The organism is Chitinivibrionales bacterium, assembly GCA_035516255.1.
Classification (GTDB): Bacteria; Fibrobacterota; Chitinivibrionia; order Chitinivibrionales; family FEN-1185; genus FEN-1185.
Genome location: DATJAL010000020.1, coordinates 1 through 20839, shown reverse-complemented (window position 1 = coordinate 20839; position 20839 = coordinate 1). Strand labels below are relative to the sequence as shown.

At 58.1% G+C, this 20839-nt stretch carries 21 protein-coding genes, 2 tRNA genes and 1 other RNA gene; 12 read left to right on the top strand and 12 right to left on the bottom strand.

Features of this window, described 5'->3' with window-relative positions; all coding sequences use genetic code 11:
- Positions 1-10 precede the first annotated feature (10 nt).
- The 12 genes from ffs (at position 11) to VLX68_06935 (ending at position 9948) form a co-directional block, all read left to right on the top strand.
- Positions 11-109: signal recognition particle sRNA small type (gene ffs / locus VLX68_06990), an RNA gene on the top strand.
- A gap of 25 nt (positions 110-134) precedes the next feature.
- On the top strand, positions 135-356 hold the full coding sequence (locus tag VLX68_06985) for a hypothetical protein (GenBank protein HUI91975.1): 222 nt from the start codon (positions 135-137) through the stop codon (positions 354-356).
- Positions 357-448: 92 nt separating this feature from the next.
- Positions 449-2191, top strand: coding sequence for a DNA polymerase III subunit gamma/tau (gene dnaX, locus VLX68_06980; GenBank protein ID HUI91974.1), 1743 nt, complete (start codon positions 449-451; stop codon positions 2189-2191).
- A gap of 22 nt (positions 2192-2213) precedes the next feature.
- Positions 2214-2537 carry a YbaB/EbfC family nucleoid-associated protein gene (locus VLX68_06975; protein HUI91973.1) on the top strand — a complete coding sequence of 108 codons (324 nt, stop codon included), beginning with the start codon at positions 2214-2216 and terminating at the stop codon, positions 2535-2537.
- 139 nt (positions 2538-2676) lie between these two features.
- The gene (recR, locus tag VLX68_06970) at positions 2677-3291 is read left to right on the top strand and encodes a recombination mediator RecR (GenBank protein HUI91972.1); all 615 of its coding nucleotides are present in this window, start codon (positions 2677-2679) and stop codon (positions 3289-3291) included.
- Between the two features lie 112 nt (positions 3292-3403).
- Positions 3404-3901 (top strand): phosphatidylglycerophosphatase A, encoded by a 498-nt coding sequence (locus VLX68_06965; protein ID HUI91971.1) that lies wholly within the window; start codon positions 3404-3406, stop codon positions 3899-3901.
- 223 nt (positions 3902-4124) lie between these two features.
- Positions 4125-4259, top strand: a complete 135-nt coding sequence (locus VLX68_06960) for a hypothetical protein (GenBank protein HUI91970.1) — start codon at positions 4125-4127, stop codon at positions 4257-4259.
- A 334-nt stretch (positions 4260-4593) separates the two neighbouring features.
- Positions 4594-5862: a tRNA (N6-isopentenyl adenosine(37)-C2)-methylthiotransferase MiaB gene (miaB, locus tag VLX68_06955; GenBank protein HUI91969.1), complete on the top strand. Its 1269-nt coding sequence runs from the start codon at positions 4594-4596 to the stop codon at positions 5860-5862.
- A gap of 2 nt (positions 5863-5864) precedes the next feature.
- Positions 5865-6218 carry a LapA family protein gene (locus VLX68_06950; GenBank protein ID HUI91968.1) on the top strand — a complete coding sequence of 118 codons (354 nt, stop codon included), beginning with the start codon at positions 5865-5867 and terminating at the stop codon, positions 6216-6218.
- A gap of 269 nt (positions 6219-6487) precedes the next feature.
- Entirely contained in the window at positions 6488-7480 is a 993-nt protein-coding gene (locus VLX68_06945) for an SPOR domain-containing protein (GenBank protein HUI91967.1), read from the top strand.
- A 516-nt stretch (positions 7481-7996) separates the two neighbouring features.
- On the top strand, positions 7997-9436 hold the full coding sequence (gatB, locus tag VLX68_06940) for an Asp-tRNA(Asn)/Glu-tRNA(Gln) amidotransferase subunit GatB (protein HUI91966.1): 1440 nt from the start codon (positions 7997-7999) through the stop codon (positions 9434-9436).
- Between the two features lie 197 nt (positions 9437-9633).
- Positions 9634-9948: a hypothetical protein gene (locus VLX68_06935; GenBank protein HUI91965.1), complete on the top strand. Its 315-nt coding sequence runs from the start codon at positions 9634-9636 to the stop codon at positions 9946-9948.
- A gap of 358 nt (positions 9949-10306) precedes the next feature.
- On the opposite strand, the gene VLX68_06930 is transcribed toward VLX68_06935, so the two are convergent.
- The 12 genes from VLX68_06930 to VLX68_06875 form a co-directional block, all read right to left on the bottom strand.
- Positions 10307-10380, bottom strand: a tRNA-Cys gene (locus VLX68_06930).
- Positions 10381-10405: 25 nt separating this feature from the next.
- Positions 10406-10482: transfer RNA gene (locus tag VLX68_06925), tRNA-Gly, on the bottom strand.
- A 192-nt stretch (positions 10483-10674) separates the two neighbouring features.
- Positions 10675-12096 (bottom strand): radical SAM protein, encoded by a 1422-nt coding sequence (locus VLX68_06920; GenBank protein HUI91964.1) that lies wholly within the window; start codon positions 12094-12096, stop codon positions 10675-10677.
- Positions 12089-13384 carry a histidinol dehydrogenase gene (hisD, locus tag VLX68_06915; protein ID HUI91963.1) on the bottom strand — a complete coding sequence of 432 codons (1296 nt, stop codon included), beginning with the start codon at positions 13382-13384 and terminating at the stop codon, positions 12089-12091. Before hisD ends, VLX68_06920 begins: the two co-directional genes overlap by 8 nt.
- 307 nt (positions 13385-13691) lie before the next feature.
- Entirely contained in the window at positions 13692-14312 is a 621-nt protein-coding gene (locus tag VLX68_06910; protein ID HUI91962.1) for an enoyl-CoA hydratase/isomerase family protein, read from the bottom strand.
- On the bottom strand, positions 14296-14670 hold the full coding sequence (locus VLX68_06905) for a hypothetical protein (GenBank protein ID HUI91961.1): 375 nt from the start codon (positions 14668-14670) through the stop codon (positions 14296-14298). Before VLX68_06905 ends, VLX68_06910 begins: the two co-directional genes overlap by 17 nt.
- Entirely contained in the window at positions 14654-15382 is a 729-nt protein-coding gene (locus tag VLX68_06900; GenBank protein ID HUI91960.1) for an enoyl-CoA hydratase/isomerase family protein, read from the bottom strand. The genes VLX68_06905 and VLX68_06900 overlap by 17 nt, the downstream gene beginning before the upstream one ends.
- Positions 15383-15743: 361 nt before the next feature.
- Positions 15744-16808 (bottom strand): 3-hydroxyacyl-CoA dehydrogenase NAD-binding domain-containing protein, encoded by a 1065-nt coding sequence (locus VLX68_06895; GenBank protein HUI91959.1) that lies wholly within the window; start codon positions 16806-16808, stop codon positions 15744-15746.
- Between the two features lie 2 nt (positions 16809-16810).
- Positions 16811-17641 carry an acyltransferase domain-containing protein gene (locus VLX68_06890; GenBank protein ID HUI91958.1) on the bottom strand — a complete coding sequence of 277 codons (831 nt, stop codon included), beginning with the start codon at positions 17639-17641 and terminating at the stop codon, positions 16811-16813.
- Positions 17642-17879: 238 nt separating this feature from the next.
- Positions 17880-18992, bottom strand: coding sequence for a hypothetical protein (locus VLX68_06885; protein HUI91957.1), 1113 nt, complete (start codon positions 18990-18992; stop codon positions 17880-17882).
- Positions 18989-20197, bottom strand: a complete 1209-nt coding sequence (locus VLX68_06880; protein HUI91956.1) for a beta-ketoacyl-[acyl-carrier-protein] synthase family protein — start codon at positions 20195-20197, stop codon at positions 18989-18991. Before VLX68_06880 ends, VLX68_06885 begins: the two co-directional genes overlap by 4 nt.
- 21 nt (positions 20198-20218) lie before the next feature.
- Entirely contained in the window at positions 20219-20629 is a 411-nt protein-coding gene (locus VLX68_06875) for a thioesterase family protein (GenBank protein HUI91955.1), read from the bottom strand.
- Positions 20630-20839 lie beyond the last annotated feature (210 nt).

Below are 20839 nucleotides of genomic sequence, written 5' to 3'. Positions count from 1 at the left end.
TGATACAAGGGGTCAGGCCCTGCGCAACGTCAGTCTGTGAACCCCGCCAGGCCCGGAAGGGAGCAACGGTAAGCGGATACTGAGTGTGCCGCAGGTAAACTTGACCCTATTATTTTTTCATGATGTAAAGAAAAATGAAACTGGGCGTTCCCCCTTCGGGTACTTCCAAGGGTCGTCCTTCCGGTCTCGCCTTCGGCTCCCCGTATGCCTTCGGCGAGGGCCGGGCAGCACCGCGCTCCGGTGCGGCCTCCAGTCCTGCATGGCAAAAGGATTTCGCCACAACCTTGGATGACTCAAGCGGCTCTTTTGATACGATATTTTTCTTTATTCTCATTGCTGCAGCTTTCAGTCCCTGATGATATAAAATCAAAAAAAGTACATATCATTATAATAAAATTATCATGAATTGTATTATTTTCATTCTACATTCTTCCGTCCGCAATCAATTATGAGCTATCTCGTTTTTGCCAGAAAATACCGCCCGCTCACCTTCGACGACGTCGTGGGGCAGGAGCACATCACGGCCACGCTCAAGAAGGCCATCGAGAAGGACCGCGTGGCGCATGCCTACATTTTCACCGGCACGCGCGGCGTGGGAAAGACCACCACGGCGCGGATCCTGGCGCGCGCGCTCAACTGCGACAGGGGCCCCACGCCCACGCCATGCGGCGTGTGCGAGCCGTGCAAAAACATCATCGGCGGTTCGAGCTTTGACGTGCTGGAAATCGACGGCGCGTCAAACAATTCAGTCGAAGACATCCGCGAAATCCGCGAAAACGTGCGCTATTCGTCCATGGGCGGCAAATACCGCATCTACGTGATTGACGAAGTGCACATGCTCTCCAAGTCGGCGTTCAACGCACTGCTCAAGACGCTCGAGGAGCCGCCCGCCAACGTCATCTTCATCTTCGCCACCACCGAGCCGCAAAAAATTCCCGCCACCATCCATTCGCGCTGCCAGCGCTTCGATTTCCGCAGGATCTCCACGGAACAGATCGCGGCGCGGCTCGAGAAAATCTGCACGGCGGAAAAAATCGCGTTTGACCCCGGTGCGCTCACCGTGGTGGCGCGCAAGGCCGAGGGCAGCATGCGCGACGGTCTGAGCCTCCTCGACCAGGTGTTCTCGTTCTCGCATGAAAAGATCGACGAGGGCTCGGTGCGCTCCGTGCTCGGCATCATCGGCACCGAGATCTACGACACGGTCATGAAGGCCGTTGCCGAGAAAAACGCGGCGCCCGTGCTCGCCGCGGTGGAAGACATCCTGGCGCGCGGGTTCGACCTGCACGAGTTTGTGATCGGCCTCGAAGACCATTTGCGCACGCTGCTCTTGTGCCGCATCCCGTCGGTGATGGGCAATCCGCGCATCGATCTGCCTTCCGATTCGTCCGGCGCCATCGCGAAGGCCGCGTCGGCATTTTCCGAGGCCGCGCTCCTGCGCATGGCGGAGATCGTGCGCAAAACCGAACGCGACCTGCGGTACAGCGATTTTCCGCGGTTCCTCGTCGAGCTCATGCTGTTCAAGCTCGTGCACCTTGACAATACGGTCGAGCTCGAAAAACTCCTCGAGGCGCTGGGCGGGCAGGATCCCTCTCTTGACGCGGCCGCTTCTTCACCGGCATCTTTCTCGACTCAGGATAAAAAAAAAAGTGAGGTGACTCCTGCCGCGGCCGCCCCTGCGCCGGCCAGACCGGTTGCCGCGCCCGCAGCCGCTCCGATCGCGGATTTGCAGGGCGATGCGCCGGACGATGACGAAGCGCAGTTCGACGACGGGGACAATGGCCCCTCGTCTGTCAATGAGGCGGGCCCGGCCGGGCAATTAAATCTCCAGGCCAAATGGCCCGAGTTCCTGCAGCACCTCAAACAGGACCGGCCCACGCTGGAATACCACATGTCGTCCGCCTACGTGGTTTCGTCGACCCCATCGTCCATCGACATCCGGTTTCCCAAGGCGTTCCGTTTCCAGTTTAACGAGATCCTCAAAAAGAAAAACCGAGACGAAATCCAGGCAAAGCTCGATGAGTTCGCGCTCGGCCATGTTGAGCTCCACATCACCCTGGAGCAGGCCGGCGACCCGGCGCGTCCGGCGGGCCCGGCCGCCGCGGCAAAGGCGCCGCTGTCGATCAACAACGAAATCAGCAACGAGCCGGTCATCAAAAGCGTGCTTGACATATTCGACGGTTCGGTGCTGTAGCACCAGTAAAGGAGGATCATTCATGTCCCAGAACATCAACAAGATCCTGAAGCAGGCGCAGCGCCTTCAGGCGCAGATGGCGCAGGCGCAGGACGAGCTCGCCAAGAAAACGTTCGAGGGCACGGCGGGCGGCACCATGGTGAAGGTGACCCTGAACGGCGGCGGCGACTGCGTTTCGGTGTCGCTCAACCCCGAGGTGGTCGACCCCGACGACGTCGAGATGCTCGAGGACCTCGTCGTGGCCGCGTTCAAAAACGCGCAGGAGAAGGTGAAGGCTCAGTCGGAGGCGGCGTTCGGCGGGCTCACCAAGGGGATGAACCTGGGCGGGCTGGGGCTTGCGCCGTAAGAAAGAACAATTCACCGCAAAGACGCAAAGAACGCGAAGTGGAACATATGTCTTTTTCGGAATAAAACACCGTCTTTCTTTGCGAACTTTGCGCCTTTTCGGTGATTTTTCTGTCAAACGAATTTAAAGGGAACCCGTTTTGATCGAACCGCTTGAAAACCTTGTCGAGGCGCTGAGCCAGCTGCCCACCATCGGCAAAAAGACCGCGCTGCGGCTCGCGCTGTACCTGCTTGAGCGTCCGCAGCACGAGCTCGACAACCTTTCCCAGAGCATCGCGACCGTCAAATCGAAAATTAAAGTGTGCAAGACCTGCTTCAATTACGGCATTGCCGAATTGTGCGAGGTGTGCTTGTCTGCCAGGCGCGACACGAGCGTGATCTGCGTGGTGGAAAAACCGTCCGACGTGCTCGTGTTCGAAAAAACCGGCATCTTTCGCGGCCTTTACCACGTGCTCGGCGGCGTGCTTTCGCCCATCAACGGCGTCACTGCGGACAAGCTGCGCATCGCCGAGCTTAGGAAACGTCTTGACAAAGGAGGCGTGAAGGAGCTCATTCTGGGTCTGGGCGCGAGCGCCGAGGCCGAGACCACGTGCCTGTACCTTGCGCGCATTTTCGCCGATTTGCATTTGAAAATCACCCTGCTCGCCCGCGGCGTGCCGGCGGGGACGGAGCTGGAATATATTGACCAGATCACGCTTAATCAGGCGCTGCATGAGCGGGTGGAAATCAGGTATGGAGAGTCTGAAGGTCTATAAGGTCTGTAAAGTCTACAAAGTCAACAATCCCTCGTCATTTTAGTAAGGATTTTTTTGACTTTCAGACGTTACGACCTTCAGACGTTATGGTCTTTTTTGACAGAAAGGGATTATGAAAAATCCAATTTTGATCTGGCTCCAAAAAGCCTGCGCCACCCTGTTATTCATCGGTTACTTCCCCTGGATGCCGGGCACCATCGGGTCCGCGATCACGGTCGGCGCGCTGTGGTGGTTCTTCGGCCGCACCCATGTGCCCGTGCAGCCTCTTGCTTTGTGGCTGCTGGCACTCGGCGTCACGGCGTTTTCCACCATCGTTTCGTCGCGGCCGCGCGAGGTGTTCGGCGAAGACGACCCCGGCAAGGTCATCATCGACGAGTGCGCGGGCCAGATCGTTTCGTTCTTGTTTATTCCCCTCAACATTAAAACGCTCGTGCTCGGATTGGTGCTGTTCAGGTTTTTTGACATTGTCAAGCCTTTTCCGGTGCACCGCATGGAGACGCTGGAGGGCGGCCTGGGCATCACCATGGACGATGTTATGGCGGGGATACTCACCAATGTTTGCATGCTGGCGATTATTTATAGTTACCATTTTATCCATGGGTTGTTGTAATAGAAAAAGAATTCATGGCGGGGGAAGTCTCCCCCTGGCCCCCGGCTTCCGGCGCGCTCCCAAGGCATGACTCCACTGTGTTAAGAAGCGCGCCGGCGATCCGGGGGCACACCCCCTCTTTGGCGCCGATACTCCCTTGGTACGCAGGTTCCAGGGTGGCTGGCGATGCATCTGCCGCGGCGCAACCTTTACACGGTGGAGAAAGACAAGAATAATAGATGATATGAAAAAAACTCAATTATTGTCTTCTCCGCGTATCTGCGGTGAAATTTTATTTTTGTTCCCCCTGCCTCGGGGGACGGCGCTTGATGATAACGAAGGAAAACAAGAATGGTGGTTGACTTATGCCACGCGTTAAGCAGGAGCGGAGGCCGTCGCTGGAGCACGGTGCCGCCTGGACTTTTCGATTGATGATTGCGGATTTCGGATTGCGGAATTAAAGGCAAGAAGAGGATGCATTTTCAATCCGCAATCCGCATTCCACAATCCGCAATTTTGAAGGGCCGTGGCAGCCCGAGCCCAAGGACGACGACCCTTGTGACCCTTGGAAATCCCTGACGAGGGAGAAGCACCCGAAGGGGTGGACCGTAAGGAGAACCGACCTCAGCGGAATGGGCGCAAAACTCTGCGCCCATTCCGCTGAGTGAACGCCCAGCTTTTTTATTGTTTATCAATTAATCAAATCATTAATTATGCCATTTGTATTTTTCGAAACCTTCGGCTGCCAGATGAACGTCGCCGACTCCGACGCGCTGGCCGCGGTGCTCCTGGAGCGCGGCTTTGCTAAAACGGAACGCGCCGCGGACGCCGACCTCATCGTGATCAACACGTGCAGCGTGCGCGAGCACGCCGAGCAGCGCGCGCTCGCGCACATCGCGGAGCACGCGGCGCACAAGCGGCAGCGGAAAAAAAACCAGAAAATCTGGGTGGTGGGCTGCATGGCCCAGCGCATGGGCGAAAAGCTCAGGCATGATTTCCCCGGCGTCGACCGGGTCATCGGCGCGAGGGATTTTGAAAAATTCGTGCAGGGCATCGATACGGCGCTGGCCGCGCCGAAGCCCGCGAAAAAGGGCGCGCATGAAGAAAACGCGGTGAGCAGGTTCGTGCCCATCATGCGCGGCTGCGACAACCGCTGCGCCTACTGCGTGGTGCCGCAGGTGCGCGGGCCCGAAGTATCCCTTCCGGCCTTGCGCATCGAAGACGCCGTTCGCTCGCTTGTTGACAAAGGCGCAAAAGAAGTCACCCTGCTGGGCCAGAACGTCAATTCGTATCACGACGGCGGCACGAATTTTCCCGGCCTGCTCAGGCGCATTCATTCCATAGACGGCCTTGAAAGAATCCGGTTTACCACGAGCCACCCCAAGGACTGTTCCGAGGAACTGGTCCGCGCAATGGCCGAGCTCCCGAAACTCTGCAAGCACCTGCACCTACCCGTGCAATCAGGCTCAAGCCGGGTGCTCGGTCTCATGAACCGCAAGTATGACCGCGAACGCTATCTGCGCCTCATCGACATGATACGGCATCATGTTCCGGGCATCGACATCACCACGGACGTCATGGTGGGTTTCCCCACCGAGGCCGAAAACGATTTCAGCGACACGGTTTCACTTTTCAAGGCGGTACGTTTCACGGCGGCGTTCATGTTCGAGTATTCCAAGCGCGACAACACGCCTGCCGCGAGCATGGGCGACGACGTGGCGCAAAATGTAAAGCAGCGCCGGCTCAGGGAGCTCATCGATCTGCAGACCGCCATCACCAAACGGCACTACGCCGCGATGGAGGAAAAAACCGTTCCGGTCCTCTTCACCGGCCGGCAGGACGGCGGCGAGAAGCTCTGGATGGGACAGGATTTCGGGTGCAAAAGGGTTCTTGCGGCTTGCAATGACTCTCTGGCAGGAATGATTTTACCCATGCGGGTGCTGCACAGCACCGGCATGACGCTTGTCTGCGAAAGGACGTGAGCATGGTTTTCATCCGTTGGGCGATCGTTTTCGTCATCTCGTTTGCAATCGCGGTGGTGATCATCGTGAACTTTTCAAAACCCGAGTTCGGCGTGCAGGTGCCGGCGTGGTTTTTCTTTTATCAGACCAAGCCCCATCCGGTGTGGCATTACGTTTCGGCCGCGCTCGGCCTGGGACTCGCGGTCGGCCTTTCCATCGCGGCCTATTACATCGTCACGCTCAGGGCCAAGATTTACAAAAAAGACAAACAGATAAAGCAACTTGAGGCCGAACGCGCTGCTGGGGCGGCGCCGCCGCCGGCGGCCATGGACCAGGCCCAGGATTTTGTGGAGCCGGTGGGGGACGATACGTTTTGAATAAGAATTTCAAAATTAAAAAGACATGGGCGTTCCGCGGCTTTGCCGCGGCGGCCCTCCTTCCGGGCTCGGCCATGCGGCCTCGTTGCCGGGCCGCCCGAGGCCGCCTTCGGCGAGGGGTCGGCCGGCAATTCGCTCCAGCTCACCCTGCAGTCCGGCCTAACGCTTGGCATAAGGCATCCATCACTTCGCTTTTCCTTTGCGCAATAATTTTCATCCCATCTTTCACCGCCTTGGCATTCGCCGGGCCCGCTTCCGAAGCGGCTGCAATGATGCAAAAGGGCGAATACAAAAAGGCCGGCGCTCTGCTCGAAAAGGCGCACGCGGAAAACCCGGCCGACCCTGAGATCACGGTGCTGTACGCCATCTCCCTTGCCGACGCGGCAAAGGCGCTCGAGCTGCTCAAGAAGGTCGCGCTTGACAAATCGGCGCCCGACTCCCTGCGCAGCGAGGCGTATTTCAGGCTGGGGTGCGCCAATTACCTGTGGAGCAGGTTCCACAAGGCGTCGGGTTATTTCATCAGCGCGGCCGGGCTCTCGGGCAAGGGCCGCGACGTGGAGGCGTGCTACCTCAACGCGATCCACGACACCATCGACAGCTCGTTTGCCGTCACCATGCGCAAGGTAGCGGAAGACACCGCAATGTCGGTGGGGAAAACCGCAAATTTCTATCTCGGCGTCTATTACTATTCAAAAAGAAATTACTCCCGCGCACTGGCGCACTTCGGCGCGTGCATGGACTCCTCGGACAGCGGTTCGCGCTCCTGCGCCGCGGCCGCCGGCGCCTACGCGAGCGCCGCTGGGCTTGCGCGCCGCGAAAAAGCGGACTCGGTTCTCGCCTTTATCAAGCAGCGCTATCCGGATTATCTTGAAAAAGCCATGGTGGAAAGGGCGCCGGTAAAATCTGCTTCGCCGGCGAAAAAAGACACCGTGGCGAAAAAGGAAGCCGTCGCTGCGCCTGCAAAGGATTCTGTATACCGCACGGACACGACGTTGAAAAAAATAAAGCCAGTCGAGAAAAAAACGGTGTATTCGCTCCAGGTGGGCGCGTTCGGCGAAATGGCAAACGCCCAGGCGCTCAGGGCGAACCTGGCGGTGCAGTTTCCCTCCGCGGCGATCACGCAGGGCAGCGCCGGAGGCAAGAAGGTGTTCCGGGTGCACATCGGGGAGTTTGACACAAAGGAAAAAGCCCAGGCCTACGGCGACTCAAGCCTTGTAAAAAAAGGAATGAAATTTCAGGTTGTTGAAGAGATAAAACAATAATTAATCGGGGGAGAAGTATCTCCCCCGGCCTCGGCCTCCTCGCCGCGAAACGCGTCTGCGGTGTCCTCGGCACTCCACTCTCCTGGGTGCAGACGGGAACCCTTTGATTCAAGCCCGAGCCACCCGCGGGGCGCACCCTTGTGGTGTCCGATTACCACGAAATTTCAAACATCTGCCTTTCATCGGCTATGATATTTTTCTGCTTCCACCATGTAAAGATTGATCTGCCGCGGGTGGACCGCCAGCCACCCAGGTTTCCGCGAACCACGGTACTCCGGCGCCAAAGAGGGGGTGTGGGTGCACTTGGCAAAAGGCATAATAAAATGGTGCGAAGCACCGCTACCGTACCAAGACTAAATGAAATGACAGATCACCGCCGCCTCCTAGTTTTCTGTCTTGTGAAGGAGGCCGCGGAAGCTGCACCCCAGGGGGACGACCCTTGGAAGTACCCGAAGGGGTAGACCTCCCCCACCACATTTTTTTTATCTGTATAATTACAAGTATTAATTTATTACCATGGAATTTGAAACCGTCATCGGCCTCGAGATTCACGCGCAGCTGCTTACCAAAACGAAAATCTTCTGCGGCTGCGCGACGCCCTTCGGCGACGCGCCCAACACCCACGGCTGCCCGGTGTGCCTGGGGCTTCCGGGCAGCCTGCCCGTGCTCAACCGCAGCGTGGTGGAGATGGCGGTGCGCATGGGGCTGGCGGTGAACAGCAAAATCTCCCGGCGGTCGATTTTCGCGCGCAAAAACTATTTCTACCCCGACCTTCCCAAGGGATACCAGATCTCCCAGTACGACATGCCGCTGTGCCGGGGAGGCGCGATCGAGATCGAAATCGACGGCAAAAAAAAGAGCATCGGCATTACGCGCGTCCACCTCGAAGAGGACGCGGGCAAGCTCGTCCACGACCAGGACGAAGACTCGCTGTTCGACGTGAACCGGTGCGGCACGCCGCTCATCGAGATCGTTTCGGAGCCCGACCTCCGCAGCGGCCAGGAGGCCCACGCCTACCTCACCGCGATAAAACAGATCCTCGAATACCTTGATATATGCGACTGCAACATGGAGGAAGGAAGCCTGCGCTGCGACGCCAACATTTCGATACGCCCCAAGGGCGAAGCGGCACTCGGCACCAAGACCGAGCTCAAGAACATGAACACCTTCCGCGGCGTGGAGAAGGCGCTCGAATACGAGGCGCTGCGCCAGAAGGACGCGGTCATGCACGGCGAGAAAATCGAGCAGCAGACGTACCTGTGGGACCCGAACAAGAACCAGACCGTTGCCATGCGCACCAAGGAAAGCGCGCACGATTACCGGTATTTTCCCGAGCCTGATTTGCTGCCGTTAATGGTTTCCGACGAATGGATAGACGAAATCAGAAAGACTTTGCCCGAACTACCCAAGCAAAAAAGGCAACGGTTTATCGAGGAATATGGTATTACGCCCTATATGGCGGACGTTGTCACAACCACTCCCGCGCCCTCAGGATTCTTTGAAAACACCGTGCATCAATTCAAATCACAATCACGTGAAGACAATCAACTCATTGCCAATTGGATCATGGGCGAGGCGCTCCGGGTTGTCAAGGAAAAGAAAATGGAGATCAACCGGCTCAAGGTCACGCCGGAAAAACTGGCAACAATACTCCGTCTTGTAAAGGACAATGTCATTTCGGCAAACGCGGCAAAAAAAGTATTCGACCTTGTGGAAAGCACCGGCAAGGATCCGGAAACCATCATCGAGGAACAAGGACTCAAACAGATCTCCGATTCCGGCGAGCTTGAGAAAATCGTGAACGAGGTGGTGGCCGGCAATCCCAGGGAAGCGGCGAGGTTCAAGGCGGGCGAGACAAAGCTCGCGGGGTTCTTCGTGGGCCAGGTGATGAAGGCGACAAAGGGAAAAGGGAACCCGAAGGAGATCAACAGGCTGGTGGCGAAGGTTCTCGGGTAAGACAAGATAGCCACAGAGACACAGAGGACACAGAGAAAAGTTGATGCGTTAGAGCGTTAGAGCGTTAATTCGTTGACGTGCAGACGGGTGGACGCGTTGACGAGTTGAGAGGAGATGGTATTGCGGGTGAAGCGAAGCAATCTCCTGCTGATGTTGAAGAATTCCGTTCACCCTGAGCCTGTCAAAGGGTTTTACAGATGATAAAAAGTCCCGTGAGGCATCTATCCATCCTGTCATTATTATTATTTTTCGCCCTACCCGCATTGGGCCAGCCCCAGTCGCAGGTCCTCGCCCCGCCTGAGTGGCAGGCGCAGGCCGACAGCGCGAAAAAAGACACCGCCGCATTGGCACAACGCGGCATCCAGACGGTTGACGAAAAGGGCAAGATCAAGATCGTGAAACGGAAAATCGACTACACGCATTTCGTGATCCTCGCCGTGGGCATGATGGCGTTCGTTGCCTTGATTTTGGGGACAACGCAGGCGTGGAACCCCGGGGGAAGGGCTCCATGAAAATTATTCTTTGTTTATTAAAAAAAATATGGGCGTTCCCCTACCTCGCATCTTTCTAAAAGACACAATAATCATGGCGCCTGCCGGTCGTGGTTTAATTTCTTTATTCGATGGGGACACCACTTCGTGGTTTTCCCTGGCCCCCGGCTTCCGCCGCCGTAAAATTTATGCATAAGGATAGCGCGGCGGCGGTGATCCGGGGGCACACCCCTTCCTGCAAAGGGCCGCGCGAGTTCGCTCGCTTGACGCTCGCGAGGCGTCGGCCCTTCGCAACGCAACCGCTGCTGAATGCCGCTTCGCGGAACGGCAGATGCGCTTGGCGTATTCGTAGAAGAATCGAGAAGGGAGGGGGAAAAAATGGAGGCGGCATCCAGATTTGAACTGGAGATAAAGGTTTTGCAGACCTCTGCCTTACCGCTTGGCTATGCCGCCGTTTTAAAAGACCGTGTAAAAAAAATGGAGCGAGAGACGGGATTTGAACCCGCGACGGCCACCTTGGCAAGGTGGAGCTCTACCAGTCTGAGCTACTCTCGCACGCTTGGAGGATAAAGATACTTTATTGAAGCTTAAGGAGGCAAGGAGGCGAAAAAGTGAGTATGACTTGTTTCTCACAAAAAAATCCGGGCGTTCCCCTCCCCTCACTTAATTCGGGTCGGGTCGGTCTCCCTCCGGCCGCGCTGGGGCGCGGTGCCGCCGCGGCGAAGCCGCGGAACGCCCTGATTTTTTTTATTTTTTATTAACTATTTCTCTTCTTATCCTCAGCAATGTCCTGAACATCGGCTCCTTGAGCCCTTCTTTTTCCCTCATTTCCATTGCCTTCTTCATCATGCCGGGCGGGGGCGTTGATTCGGCGGCCGGAATGCAATTGTGCCTTGTTCGCGAGGCCTCTTTCATGATGCGGTCGATTTCGTCCTTGCCGATGAGCGGTGAGACATAGAACACGGGCTCGAGCAGGGAATCCTTCTCCCCCACGACGCCTTCCCGTATCGCGGCGCGGTGCAGCTGCGTGCCGGGGTAAATCCTGAGGCCCGCCATCATGTACACCATGTCGTCGGGGTTTACCCATTTGTCAATGAACGCGAAGGTCTCGGCCATGGTCTGCCGGGTCTCTCCGGGCCCGCCGAAGATAAAAAACCACATGGTGGGGATGTCTGCTTCCCCTATGAGCCGCGCGGTCTTTTCAAGGTCGGCTACGCTGAAATTCTTTTTGAGATTGCGCAGCATTTCTGCGGAGCCCGAATCGGGCGTGCAGTCGATCTGCGAGAAGCCGGCCCACCGCATGAGCTCGAACAGCTCGCGGCTTGCGTGCGCCGGGTTGATGCCCATGGTGCGCAGCCGCGCCTTTATTTTTCTCGCGACGATCTCCCGGCAAATCGCCTCTGCATGGCCCGGCGGGTCGTTGAAGGTGGAGTCGACGAACTCGAACATGACGTTTCCGAGCCGCGCGCTTGCCTGTTGGATTTCGTCGGCAACGCTTTCCGGCCCGCGCAGCCGAAAGGCGGTTCCCTCGATGCAGGGGTAGGTGCAGTAGATGCATTGCCTGCCGCAGCCCCGCTTGGTCTGGAGGGCGTACGCGCCGCGCTGTCTGTACGGCGAGAAGTCTATCCATTTGTCGATCTCTGAAAAAGGCAGGGCCGCAAGCTCGCCGTCGAACCGCGGCGGCGCAAACTTTTCAGCGCCGTGCTGTTTGGTGATGACGCCGGGAATCCCGGCCGGGTCGCGGCCGCAATCGAGCGCGGCAAGAAGGGCCGGCAGCGCCTTTTCCCCCTCGCCCACGATGCCGTAGTCCGCGCCGGATAGTTCCATGAGCTCCGGCGGGAACATGCTGAAGCCGCTGCCGCCCGCGATGAGCGGCGCGCCGGTGGCGCCGCGGACGGGCGTGACAAACCTCTCTTTTATCGCGTCAAGGTAATAGACCGGATTGTCGATCACCACGTTGTCGACGTTGCGCACGCCGAGGCACACGTAGTCGGGCGCGAATTCGCGCACCGCATCGGGAAGCCGCGGGGAGGGGGTGAAAAGCCCGTCAAAGACGCGCGCCTCGTATGATTCTTTTATCGCGGAGGCAAGCAGGCACAGGCCCACGGGCGGGACCGGATACGGGGCAAGCTCGGTGTTGGAGTTGACAAAAAGTACTTTCTTACGCATCCGCGCGCCGCTCCACGCTCAGGGCGTGGTGCACGAAGCGCTCGGCGCGCGCCAGCACCGACACGCGGCGGGCGGCGCTTCGCAGGCCCCGCCTGCTGATCTCGGCCACCGACATGCGCTTGACAAAGTCTTCGACGCCCAGCGGCGACGAGAACCGCGCCGCCCCGCCCGTGGGAAGCACGTGGTTGGTGCCCGCGAAATAGTCGCCCATGGCTACCGGCGAATACGGGCCGGCGAACACGGCGCCCGCGTTGCGGATGTCACGCAGGTCTTGTTTCCAGGTTGTGGTGATGATCTCCAGGTGCTCGGGCGCGCATTGGTTGACAAACTCTATGCTCTGCTTCCTGCTTTTCGCCACGCACACGCACAGGGAAGCGGCGCCGAGGCGTGAAAAAACATTCTTTACGGGCGAGCGTTCGATCTCCCGGACCGTGCATTCGGCAACGCTTGTTGCGAAGCGCGCGTCCTCGGTGACGCACAGTGCGGTCTCGTCCCCGCTGCCGTGCTCGGCCTGGGCAAGCAGGTCGAGCGCGACCCACTGCGGGTTTGCCGAGGCGTCGGCGAGCACGATCACCTCGCTCGGGCCCGCCACCGAGTCTATGGCGACCGTGCCGTACACCGCCTTCTTCGCGAGCGCGACATACAGGTTGCCGGGCCCGGTGATCTTGTCGACGGCCGCGACGCTCCGGGTACCATAGGCAAAAGCAGCGATGGCTTGCGCGCCGCCCATGCGGTAGGCTTCTGAAACGCCGAGCAGCGCCATTGCGTACGCGAGCGCGGGATCGAGCTCGCCGCGCGGCGGCGTGGCGAGCGCTATCTCGGCCACGCCCGCGATCTGCGCCGGGATCACGTTCATGAGCACGCTTGACGGATACAACGTCACCCCGCCCGGCACGTACACGCCCGCGCGCCCGATGGGCCTGATGACTTGCGACAGCACGCCCTCGGTGGTCTTCAGGGAAAACGCCGCCGGCCTCTGGCGCTCGTGAAACGCCCTGATGCGCTGTGCCGCCTCGGCGCAGGCGGCCTTGAACGCGGCCGGCGCCAGGGCCGCCCTTTTCTTGATATATGAGGGTTCGAGCCGGATGGTCTTTTTGGTAACACTTACGTGATCGAATTTCTTCGTGTAGGCAAACAGCGCGCTATCGCCTTTGTTTTTGACGTCATACAGGATTTTATCCACAACGGCCTGCGCCGCTTCAGTGCGCGCAACGCTTCTGGACCTGAGATTCGTGAGAAATTTTCTTCCGGTACCGCTGGACAGATTTATGATCGGGATCTTTTTCATGGATATGATGATTTAATTGAAAAGGATTAAAAAACCACTTTGATTGGAATTAAAATACATAATAGTCAAAGGAAAAACTGCACCGCAGAGACGCAGAGAGCGCAGAAAAGCGCAATCGGACACTTGCACTAAGCATGAATTGTAAAAACTGAAATTGGGCGCCCCGCCGCTTGCGGCATAGGGCGGTCCGGCAACGAGGCGAACAGCCGGGCCCGGAGGGAGGCACGGTGCCGTGACCGGCAGGCGCCATGATTCTTTTGGTAGTTATGAGACAGGCTGGACTTCCCCCGCCCGGTATATTTAAATTTTATCTATTATTTCCAATCTTCTCAATCATCCTCACCGCCGCGGCCTCAAGTTCATCTTTGTCAACAACCTTGTCGACAATGCCTTCGTTCAGCGCATCTTGGGCCAGCAGTGATTCCCCGGTCAACAGAAACCGCATCGCCTTCCGGTATCCGACAAGCCGCGTGAAGCGCACGCTTCCGCCGCAGCCGGGCATGAGGCCGAAGCCTGCCTCGGGAAGTCCGAGCACCGCGTTTTTCGCGGCAACGCGCACGTGGCAGGCCAGCGCCAGCTCGAGGCCGGACCCCAGGCAGCAGCCCTGGATGGCGGCCACCACGGGGAACGGCAATGCGGCGAGCGCCGAGAAGCTGTCGCTGTTGTCAAGGAGCGAGCGCATCCCCGCCCGCGTGGTGGTGAGCGAGAGCATGGCCCTGAGCTGCGCTATGTTGGCGCCGGACGAGAAATGCCTTCCCCTGCCGCGGACGATCATGCCCTTCACCGAAAGGCGCTGGAGATCTGGCCTGAGCGCAAAAAGCTCCTGAAAGAACAAGGCGCCCATTTCGTTTTTCGGCGGGGCCGAAAGCGTGAGGCGCGCGATCCCGCCCGACTGCTCGAGGATGATGGGCCTATCCTGCATTTTCATGCCTTTTCCGCTTTGCCGCGGCCAAACCGTACGCGTGCGTGGCCGTGTGGGTGACCGAAACATGGATGCGCTTTTTCACCGCCGCGGCAAGGGGCATGGACACGATCCTGGGCGCGCCCCTTTTGTCGTGCGCGAGCACGATGTCGGCCGGACTGACCGTTGCGCCGAATTCCGATTTTGCAAGCCTGCCAAGGGCCTTCTTGAGCGCCGCGAACCCCGCCGCGGTCTGGCCGCCGGCAGGCGCGTCCCCCTCCGGAAAGTAGCGCTTCAAAAGGGCGTGCTGATGCTGCTTGACCGATGCAACAGGCACGATGCCGAGAAACGAAACCACGGCGCGGGTGTTACGGTTGCTGGCCATGGTTCTTTCTCGCAGCATCGCAGAACAGTTCGGTCTCCCTGCGCAGCGCCTCATCGAGCGGCAGGGTCCTGGCGTTATGAATGGAGGTCATGATGCTGCGGACCAGCGCCGCGGGCCTGCCCTCGGTGAGCCGGCAAAGGAACCGCTGCGCTTCACCCTCAAGGTCCGCGCCGTCGAAGCATTGGTCAACAATTCCCATTTCACGCGCCTCGGGCGCGCCGATCATTTTTCCCGACACCGCAAGCTCAATGACGTGCCGGCGGCACGCCACTTCCTGCGAAAATACCGTGCCGCCGAGGCCTGGCATCAGCAGCCGCTGCGACTCGGGGAAACCGAGCATCGCCGATTTCACCGCAAACCGGAAATGGCACGCCAGCGCGATCTCGAGCCCGCCGCCGAGGCAGCTGCCGCGGACCGCCGCCACAACAGGGACCGTTGCGTACCGGATGATGTCGAGCAGGGATTTTCCCTTTTCCATGGCGTCTTTCAGCGCGGACGGATTTTTCGTCAATTCCGAAAGGCGCTCAGTGTCAGCGCCCGCGCAGAAATGTTTCCCCTCGCCCGAAACAACGATCCCCGTGAGTTCCTTTCTTGACAAAAACCCCTTGAGAGTGTCGGGGTTCTCGAATTCAGGCTCGGGCAGGTAATTGTACGGCGGATTTGAAAGCACGATGCGGCCGATGGAACCGGTGATGGAGTAGAGCAGTTTCATGGTTCGTTATATTCTTTACAAGATATAATGAAATTGGGCGTTCCGCGGCTCCGGCGCGGCCTCCAGTCGCCCCTAACGCTTGGCATAAGTCAACCGCCACTCTTTTTCTTTCATCGCCGTCAGCGCCGACCCCGAGGCGGGAGGATAAGCCGCTCGTGCTTTCCGAGCCCGCTCATCTTTCTTTTTACGCGCCGGGCGAGTTCACGAGCGGCCCGACTGCCGAGGGTTCAGGCGGCGCTGATGGCGCGGCGTCTTTTGCCAACTTTTCTTCGCTGCAGAAGAAAAGCAGGCGGGGTTCGGGGGCAAAGCCCCTGAAAAAAACCGTTTATAAAAATAGATTCCCGCTTTCGCAGGAACGACGTTAGAAATTTCCCCCTATCGACAATGCCGGCCGCGGCCGGAAATATTCTATTCTCGTTTTGTCAAAAACTTCGTTCAGCGTATCGCTGATGACTTGCTTTCCTTCGTCCCTGACCGCCTGATCGAACGCAATCTCCGCGCCGAACACGGAATCAAGCGCATGATCAAGATCAGCGGCACGCATTTCTTTTTGCTCAATGAAATCAAGACAGGTGTTGATAAAAAGATAATACAATCGCCGTTTCAGCGCACCAAGATCGTTCGGAGAAAGTTCTTTACTCGATTGACGGCTAACACTAGGTCCCATAAAATCGACGAGGCCGTTTGACAATTGAGTAAACGCGTCGGCCTCCTCCGGCCGCATTCGAAAGCGATAATTTTCAACCGATGCCCTCACCACCGCGGGTCCGATTTTTTTAATGAAATCCAATTGACCGATTGGCAGCAGCGGTGAAGCCGAGACCTTGTTGATGTCCGCAGCAGCAATACCGTTTTCAATCAACCGGAACACCTCGTTCTGCAGCGGCAGCAAAAGCCGGTTCACGCTAAAGGCGTTTTTCTCGGTTTGCATGATCGGCGTGATCCCGTTTTCGGCGCACAGCGAATTCAACGCGTTTATTTTTAAAAAAGACAATGATGCGGGCACGACGGTTTCGGCGGTTTTGGTGAACTCCAAAGGATAAAAAACGTGAAATCCGGCGCATGCGGGATGGATCGAGGACGGAAGCAGTGATGACGACGTGGAAAGCAGAAGCGCGCCGTTGAGATATTTTTCGAGCCGAGAAACAACTTTTTTCTTTTCTTCAAGATGTTCCTTCGAGCATTCCACTATCACATCAAATTTGTCGTCTTCAAGTTCCCCGTACAGGAAAAACGACGCCGCCAACCGCTTCACGGCGCCGCCGGAATATTTTAGGTGCATGCGCACCGATTTGTCAACCCATGCCTGCAGCTCCACGAGACGGGCCTCGTTTGCCGAAACCCACGTTACGGCATTGCCCCGTTTCAGGAAATACATGCCCGTGTCGCGGCCGATTTTCCCGCTGCCGGCAATGAGTATGCTCATGCTCACGCGGCACTGCTCCTGACGGATTTTTTTATGGTGACGTAGCGGATGCCGTTGTGGATGAACCTGCCGTTCTGGGACAGGGAAATCCCGGACCCGCATTCGTATGCCGTTGCGACCCCTATGCCCGCCATGGCCTGCACCACATGGTGCCAGTGCACGGGCGAGGCAATGCCCGTTGCGATGAAATCGGCAATGTCGCCGGACTTGACAAGCGGTTGCTGGTCGATCGACGAAATTATCGGAACATCAGCGTCGCTCCAAGACAAATTATATATGGCTTTGCGGAATTCGCGCGACGCCTCGGCAAGATATTGCGGATGATGATACGGTATGCTCACGTTCAACAACGTGGTTGAAATCGCTCCCCGCGCCCGGGCGTCTTCAAAAAACGTTTGCATCTCGTCTTTTTTCCCGGAAAATACGCCGCAGGTTTCGTTGTTGGTGTTGGTGCGGCACACCGAGGGATATTTTCCCGAATCGCAAAGACGATGCGTCTCCTCATGCGTCAATCCCACCACGGCTCCCATGGCGAACGCTTCGCCCCCGCAGTGTTTTTTCATGATGTCGAACGCCAGGCCCGCCACCGCGCAGCAATCGATGAATGAAAGCGCACCCGACACCGACACGGCGGCATAAACGCCCATGCTGTAGCCCGCCAGCGCAACAGGAATAATTCCGGTTTTTTGATATGCCATGGCAACGGCATGGGAAAATGCAAAAGTGAAGAGCTGGCCGCTTCGTTCGTCAAGCGAAGATATTTCTTCCTCAACCAGCGTTTCCTCGAAATCAAAACCTGCAACGACAGAGGCTTGTTGGATGAACGTTCGCATGACCTCACGGTGCTTTTGATAAAAAGCCCTCTCCGCTCCGCAGGGTTCGACTGCGGCGCCGGGAAAGATGAACACTATTTGTTGTTTGTCAATCATAAATCTTTTTAAGCGATCTGGGCGGCGCCACTGAGGGGGTGTGGGTGAAGATCGCCGCCGCCTTTTTGATTATTTATTGTCAAGGAGGCGGCGGAAGCTGCACCCCAGGGGGAGACTTCCCCCTCCAGAATATCTTTTTATTTTACCTCTTTACAATCGAGTACCCCGCCTGCATGAACTTGCTCACCTCGGTCACGAAGCTCACGATCCTGTCCCCGGGCGAAAGCGTTTCCTCTCTTACGATCTTGTCAAGGCAGATGAACACCATGGGCGGGCCGCAGTAGCCGAGGTCGTTGAGACGGGAATAGAGCGCGGCCGCCGGGATGCCGATGTTTTTGCATTCTTCCATGATGGATTCGATGATGTGCTTGGTGGGCATGTTCACCTGGAACAGCCGTATCCTGTTCACCGGAATATTCCCTTTTGTCAGCATGCGCCTGAGCCCGTTGAAAAACACGGACCCGTCCTTTTCCGTGAACACCGGCGTCGAGAGCGCGTTGCGGAATTTCTGGCGCAGATGGTGGCGCGCCTCCTCGAATTCCCTGTTCGGCGGCAGCCACAGGGCCGGCCGTTCGTTGAACATGAGCGACGGCCGCTTTCCGCCGATTGATTCCATGAACGAGAATTCGAGCTCGTAACCCTTGGAGAGGGCATTCTCGCTTGTCAGCACGGCGGCGCCCGCGCCGTCGCACAGAAACCACCGCAGAAACAGCGACTCCTTGTCGATCTTGGGCTGGTTGTAATATTCCGACCGCAGCTCCGACGACGAGATGTTGGCAGAGAGCACAAGCGCGTTCCGGTTTTTTCCCGAAGCGATGAACTCGTGCGCGCAGTAAAGGGCCTTGTACGCCGAGGTGCAGTTCGCGTGGATGGACAGCTCGTCGCAGCGCTCGATGCCGAGCGCCTCCTGGATGCGCACCGAGGCCGTTGGCATCTGGTCCTGGTGCGCGCTGCCGTAACAGATGAGGTCGATGTCGCGCGGCGCCATGCCGGCATGCGAAAGCGCGGCCCGCGCCGCCTTCACCGCCATGGTGACGTTGTCCTCGGTGAACTCGCGCGTCACGGGGTCGAGGGCGTAATGCACGTACTTGACGTCGAGGAGCTCCCGCATCACGGCGCCGCTTGACGCATACCACTTCCGCACCGCCGCGGGCGCGCCCGGAAGCGGCCCGAGCGCCGCGTCGATGGCGCCGAACGGGATGGGGTCCCCCGGAAGGAACGATCCGGTCCCGGCTATATAAACAGATCGTGTCATGGTTTTTCGAAAATGCAGACGCCGTTATGGCCGCCGAAGGCGAACGAATTCGACATCACGGTCTTGATTGTTTGCTTCCTGCTTTGGCCCGGCACGTAGTCGAGGTCGCACTGCGGGTCGGGCGTTTTCAGGTTGACGGTCGCCGGAACGGTGCCATTGACAAGCGCAAGAACGCTGATCACCGCCTCGACGCCGGCCGCGCCTCCCAGGCAGTGGCCGGTCTGCGGCTTCGTGCTCGAAACTGGAACGGCGCGCGCATGTTCGCCGAACACCGCCTTGATCGCCAGCGTTTCGTACAAATCGTTGTACCCTGTTGACGTGCCGTGCGCGTTTATATAATCGACGGCCGAAGGCTTCATTGCCGCATTGGCGAGCGCGCGCTCCATCGCCCCCGCCATGCCCGTTCCCGATGGCTGCGGGGAAAGCATGTTGTACGCCTCGCTGGAAAGCCCGGGCCTGTGGAGCCGCGCATAAATTTTCGCGCCGCGCTTCCGCGCATGTTCAAGCGACTCCGCCACGAGCATGCCGCCGCCCTCGCCCATCACAAACCCGCTGCGCGCGATGTCAAACGGCCTGCACGCATGCGTAAAGTCCTCTTTTTCCTCGGAAAGCGCCATGATGCTCAGGAACCCCTCCACGTCCGCGTAGTTGATCGAAGAATCCGCTGCGCCGGCGACCACCGCGTCGCACTGGCCGGTGGCGATGAGGTCACAGGCGCCCGCGAGCGCGTACGCGCCCGATGCGCATGCGGTGCTCACCGAATACGACGGCCCGTGATACTTGCGCCGCAGGCTTATCCACGACGCCGAGGCGTTTGCCATGTTCTTTAATATGCGGTGCTCGTCTTTGCCCTGTTTGTCCCACCAATACCCCGTGCCGGTGGCGCCCGTCACCACGCCTATGCGCGTTTTGTCAACCTCGTCGAGGTTCGCGTCGGCCGCGGCCATGTCCGCGCACACCGCCGCGATCATGGTGGCGCGCGTCATCTGGGACCGGCTGCGCGGCTTGATGCAGGCAGAGAAAAGGGCGTCGGCCTCCGGCGGAAGTTCCACGCCGAAAAAACAGCCGAGGTCCCTGGGATCGAACAGGGAAAACCGCCTGACCGGGTTGTGTCCCGCCACGAGTTTTTCCCACGACGAGGCGCAGTCGAGCCCGAGTCCGGTTATCAGGCCGAGGCCGGTGATCACTATGTGCTGGTCAGCCATGGGGCGTGTTATCCTGCGGAGTTATTTTGGCAACAGTGCGTTGATCTTCGCAATGTATTTGTCGGGCGCGGGGATCATGACCTTTGATTTCGGATCGACAAAGCACATGCCCGTGCTGGCCCTGGCAATGAGCTCGGTTCCCCTGCGGATTTTATAAAAAAGCTCCATACGGAAATTATCGAAAGACCGGAGTGTCACCGACACCGTGAGCGAATCCTGGAAAAAGGCGGGCCTCTTGAAATTCATGTCGAGATGGTACAGCACCACGGTCATGTCGGCCGCCTGCAGATCAAACCCGAGGCTGGAAAAATACCGCACCCGCGCGCGCTCAAGGTACGAAACGAGCTTGGTATGGTGGGCGATCCGGTACGCGTCCACGTCCTCGAATTCGACGGTCACCGGTATGGAAAAATCATGAACGGCCGCTTTCATGCTCGGATAAAATACTCGAATTGAGGGGGCAAATGCCAGAGGATATGACAGGATAAATACCGTGAACCGGCGTATCGGCTCATTTAAAAAGGTAACCGAAGGCTCAAAGTCGTCGTCTCACAAATGAGGTAACCAAGACTTGTTTGAAAATGGCTTTGAGTTTTCGTTCTATTGCATCTTTGAGAGAAAATGGATTCAGTTCTGTATGGA

What these genes read in the sequence shown, in the direction of transcription:
- VLX68_06985 (HUI91975.1), top strand. Translation starts at nt 135, where the DNA reads ATGAAACTGGGCGTTCCCCCTTCGGGTACTTCCAAGGGTCGTCCTTCC.
- dnaX (HUI91974.1), top strand. Translation starts at nt 449, where the DNA reads ATGAGCTATCTCGTTTTTGCCAGAAAATACCGCCCGCTCACCTTCGAC.
- VLX68_06975 (HUI91973.1), top strand. Translation starts at nt 2,214, where the DNA reads ATGTCCCAGAACATCAACAAGATCCTGAAGCAGGCGCAGCGCCTTCAG.
- VLX68_06965 (HUI91971.1), top strand. Translation starts at nt 3,404, where the DNA reads ATGAAAAATCCAATTTTGATCTGGCTCCAAAAAGCCTGCGCCACCCTG.
- VLX68_06960 (HUI91970.1), top strand. Translation starts at nt 4,125, where the DNA reads ATGAAAAAAACTCAATTATTGTCTTCTCCGCGTATCTGCGGTGAAATT.
- miaB (HUI91969.1), top strand. Translation starts at nt 4,594, where the DNA reads ATGCCATTTGTATTTTTCGAAACCTTCGGCTGCCAGATGAACGTCGCC.
- VLX68_06950 (HUI91968.1), top strand. Translation starts at nt 5,865, where the DNA reads ATGGTTTTCATCCGTTGGGCGATCGTTTTCGTCATCTCGTTTGCAATC.
- VLX68_06945 (HUI91967.1), top strand. Translation starts at nt 6,488, where the DNA reads ATGATGCAAAAGGGCGAATACAAAAAGGCCGGCGCTCTGCTCGAAAAG.
- gatB (HUI91966.1), top strand. Translation starts at nt 7,997, where the DNA reads ATGGAATTTGAAACCGTCATCGGCCTCGAGATTCACGCGCAGCTGCTT.
- VLX68_06935 (HUI91965.1), top strand. Translation starts at nt 9,634, where the DNA reads ATGATAAAAAGTCCCGTGAGGCATCTATCCATCCTGTCATTATTATTA.
- VLX68_06920 (HUI91964.1), bottom strand. Translation starts at nt 12,096, where the DNA reads ATGCGTAAGAAAGTACTTTTTGTCAACTCCAACACCGAGCTTGCCCCG.
- hisD (HUI91963.1), bottom strand. Translation starts at nt 13,384, where the DNA reads ATGAAAAAGATCCCGATCATAAATCTGTCCAGCGGTACCGGAAGAAAA.
- VLX68_06910 (HUI91962.1), bottom strand. Translation starts at nt 14,312, where the DNA reads ATGAAAATGCAGGATAGGCCCATCATCCTCGAGCAGTCGGGCGGGATC.
- VLX68_06905 (HUI91961.1), bottom strand. Translation starts at nt 14,670, where the DNA reads ATGGCCAGCAACCGTAACACCCGCGCCGTGGTTTCGTTTCTCGGCATC.
- VLX68_06900 (HUI91960.1), bottom strand. Translation starts at nt 15,382, where the DNA reads ATGAAACTGCTCTACTCCATCACCGGTTCCATCGGCCGCATCGTGCTT.
- VLX68_06895 (HUI91959.1), bottom strand. Translation starts at nt 16,808, where the DNA reads ATGAGCATACTCATTGCCGGCAGCGGGAAAATCGGCCGCGACACGGGC.
- VLX68_06890 (HUI91958.1), bottom strand. Translation starts at nt 17,641, where the DNA reads ATGCGAACGTTCATCCAACAAGCCTCTGTCGTTGCAGGTTTTGATTTC.
- VLX68_06885 (HUI91957.1), bottom strand. Translation starts at nt 18,992, where the DNA reads ATGACACGATCTGTTTATATAGCCGGGACCGGATCGTTCCTTCCGGGG.
- VLX68_06880 (HUI91956.1), bottom strand. Translation starts at nt 20,197, where the DNA reads ATGGCTGACCAGCACATAGTGATCACCGGCCTCGGCCTGATAACCGGA.
- VLX68_06875 (HUI91955.1), bottom strand. Translation starts at nt 20,629, where the DNA reads ATGAAAGCGGCCGTTCATGATTTTTCCATACCGGTGACCGTCGAATTC.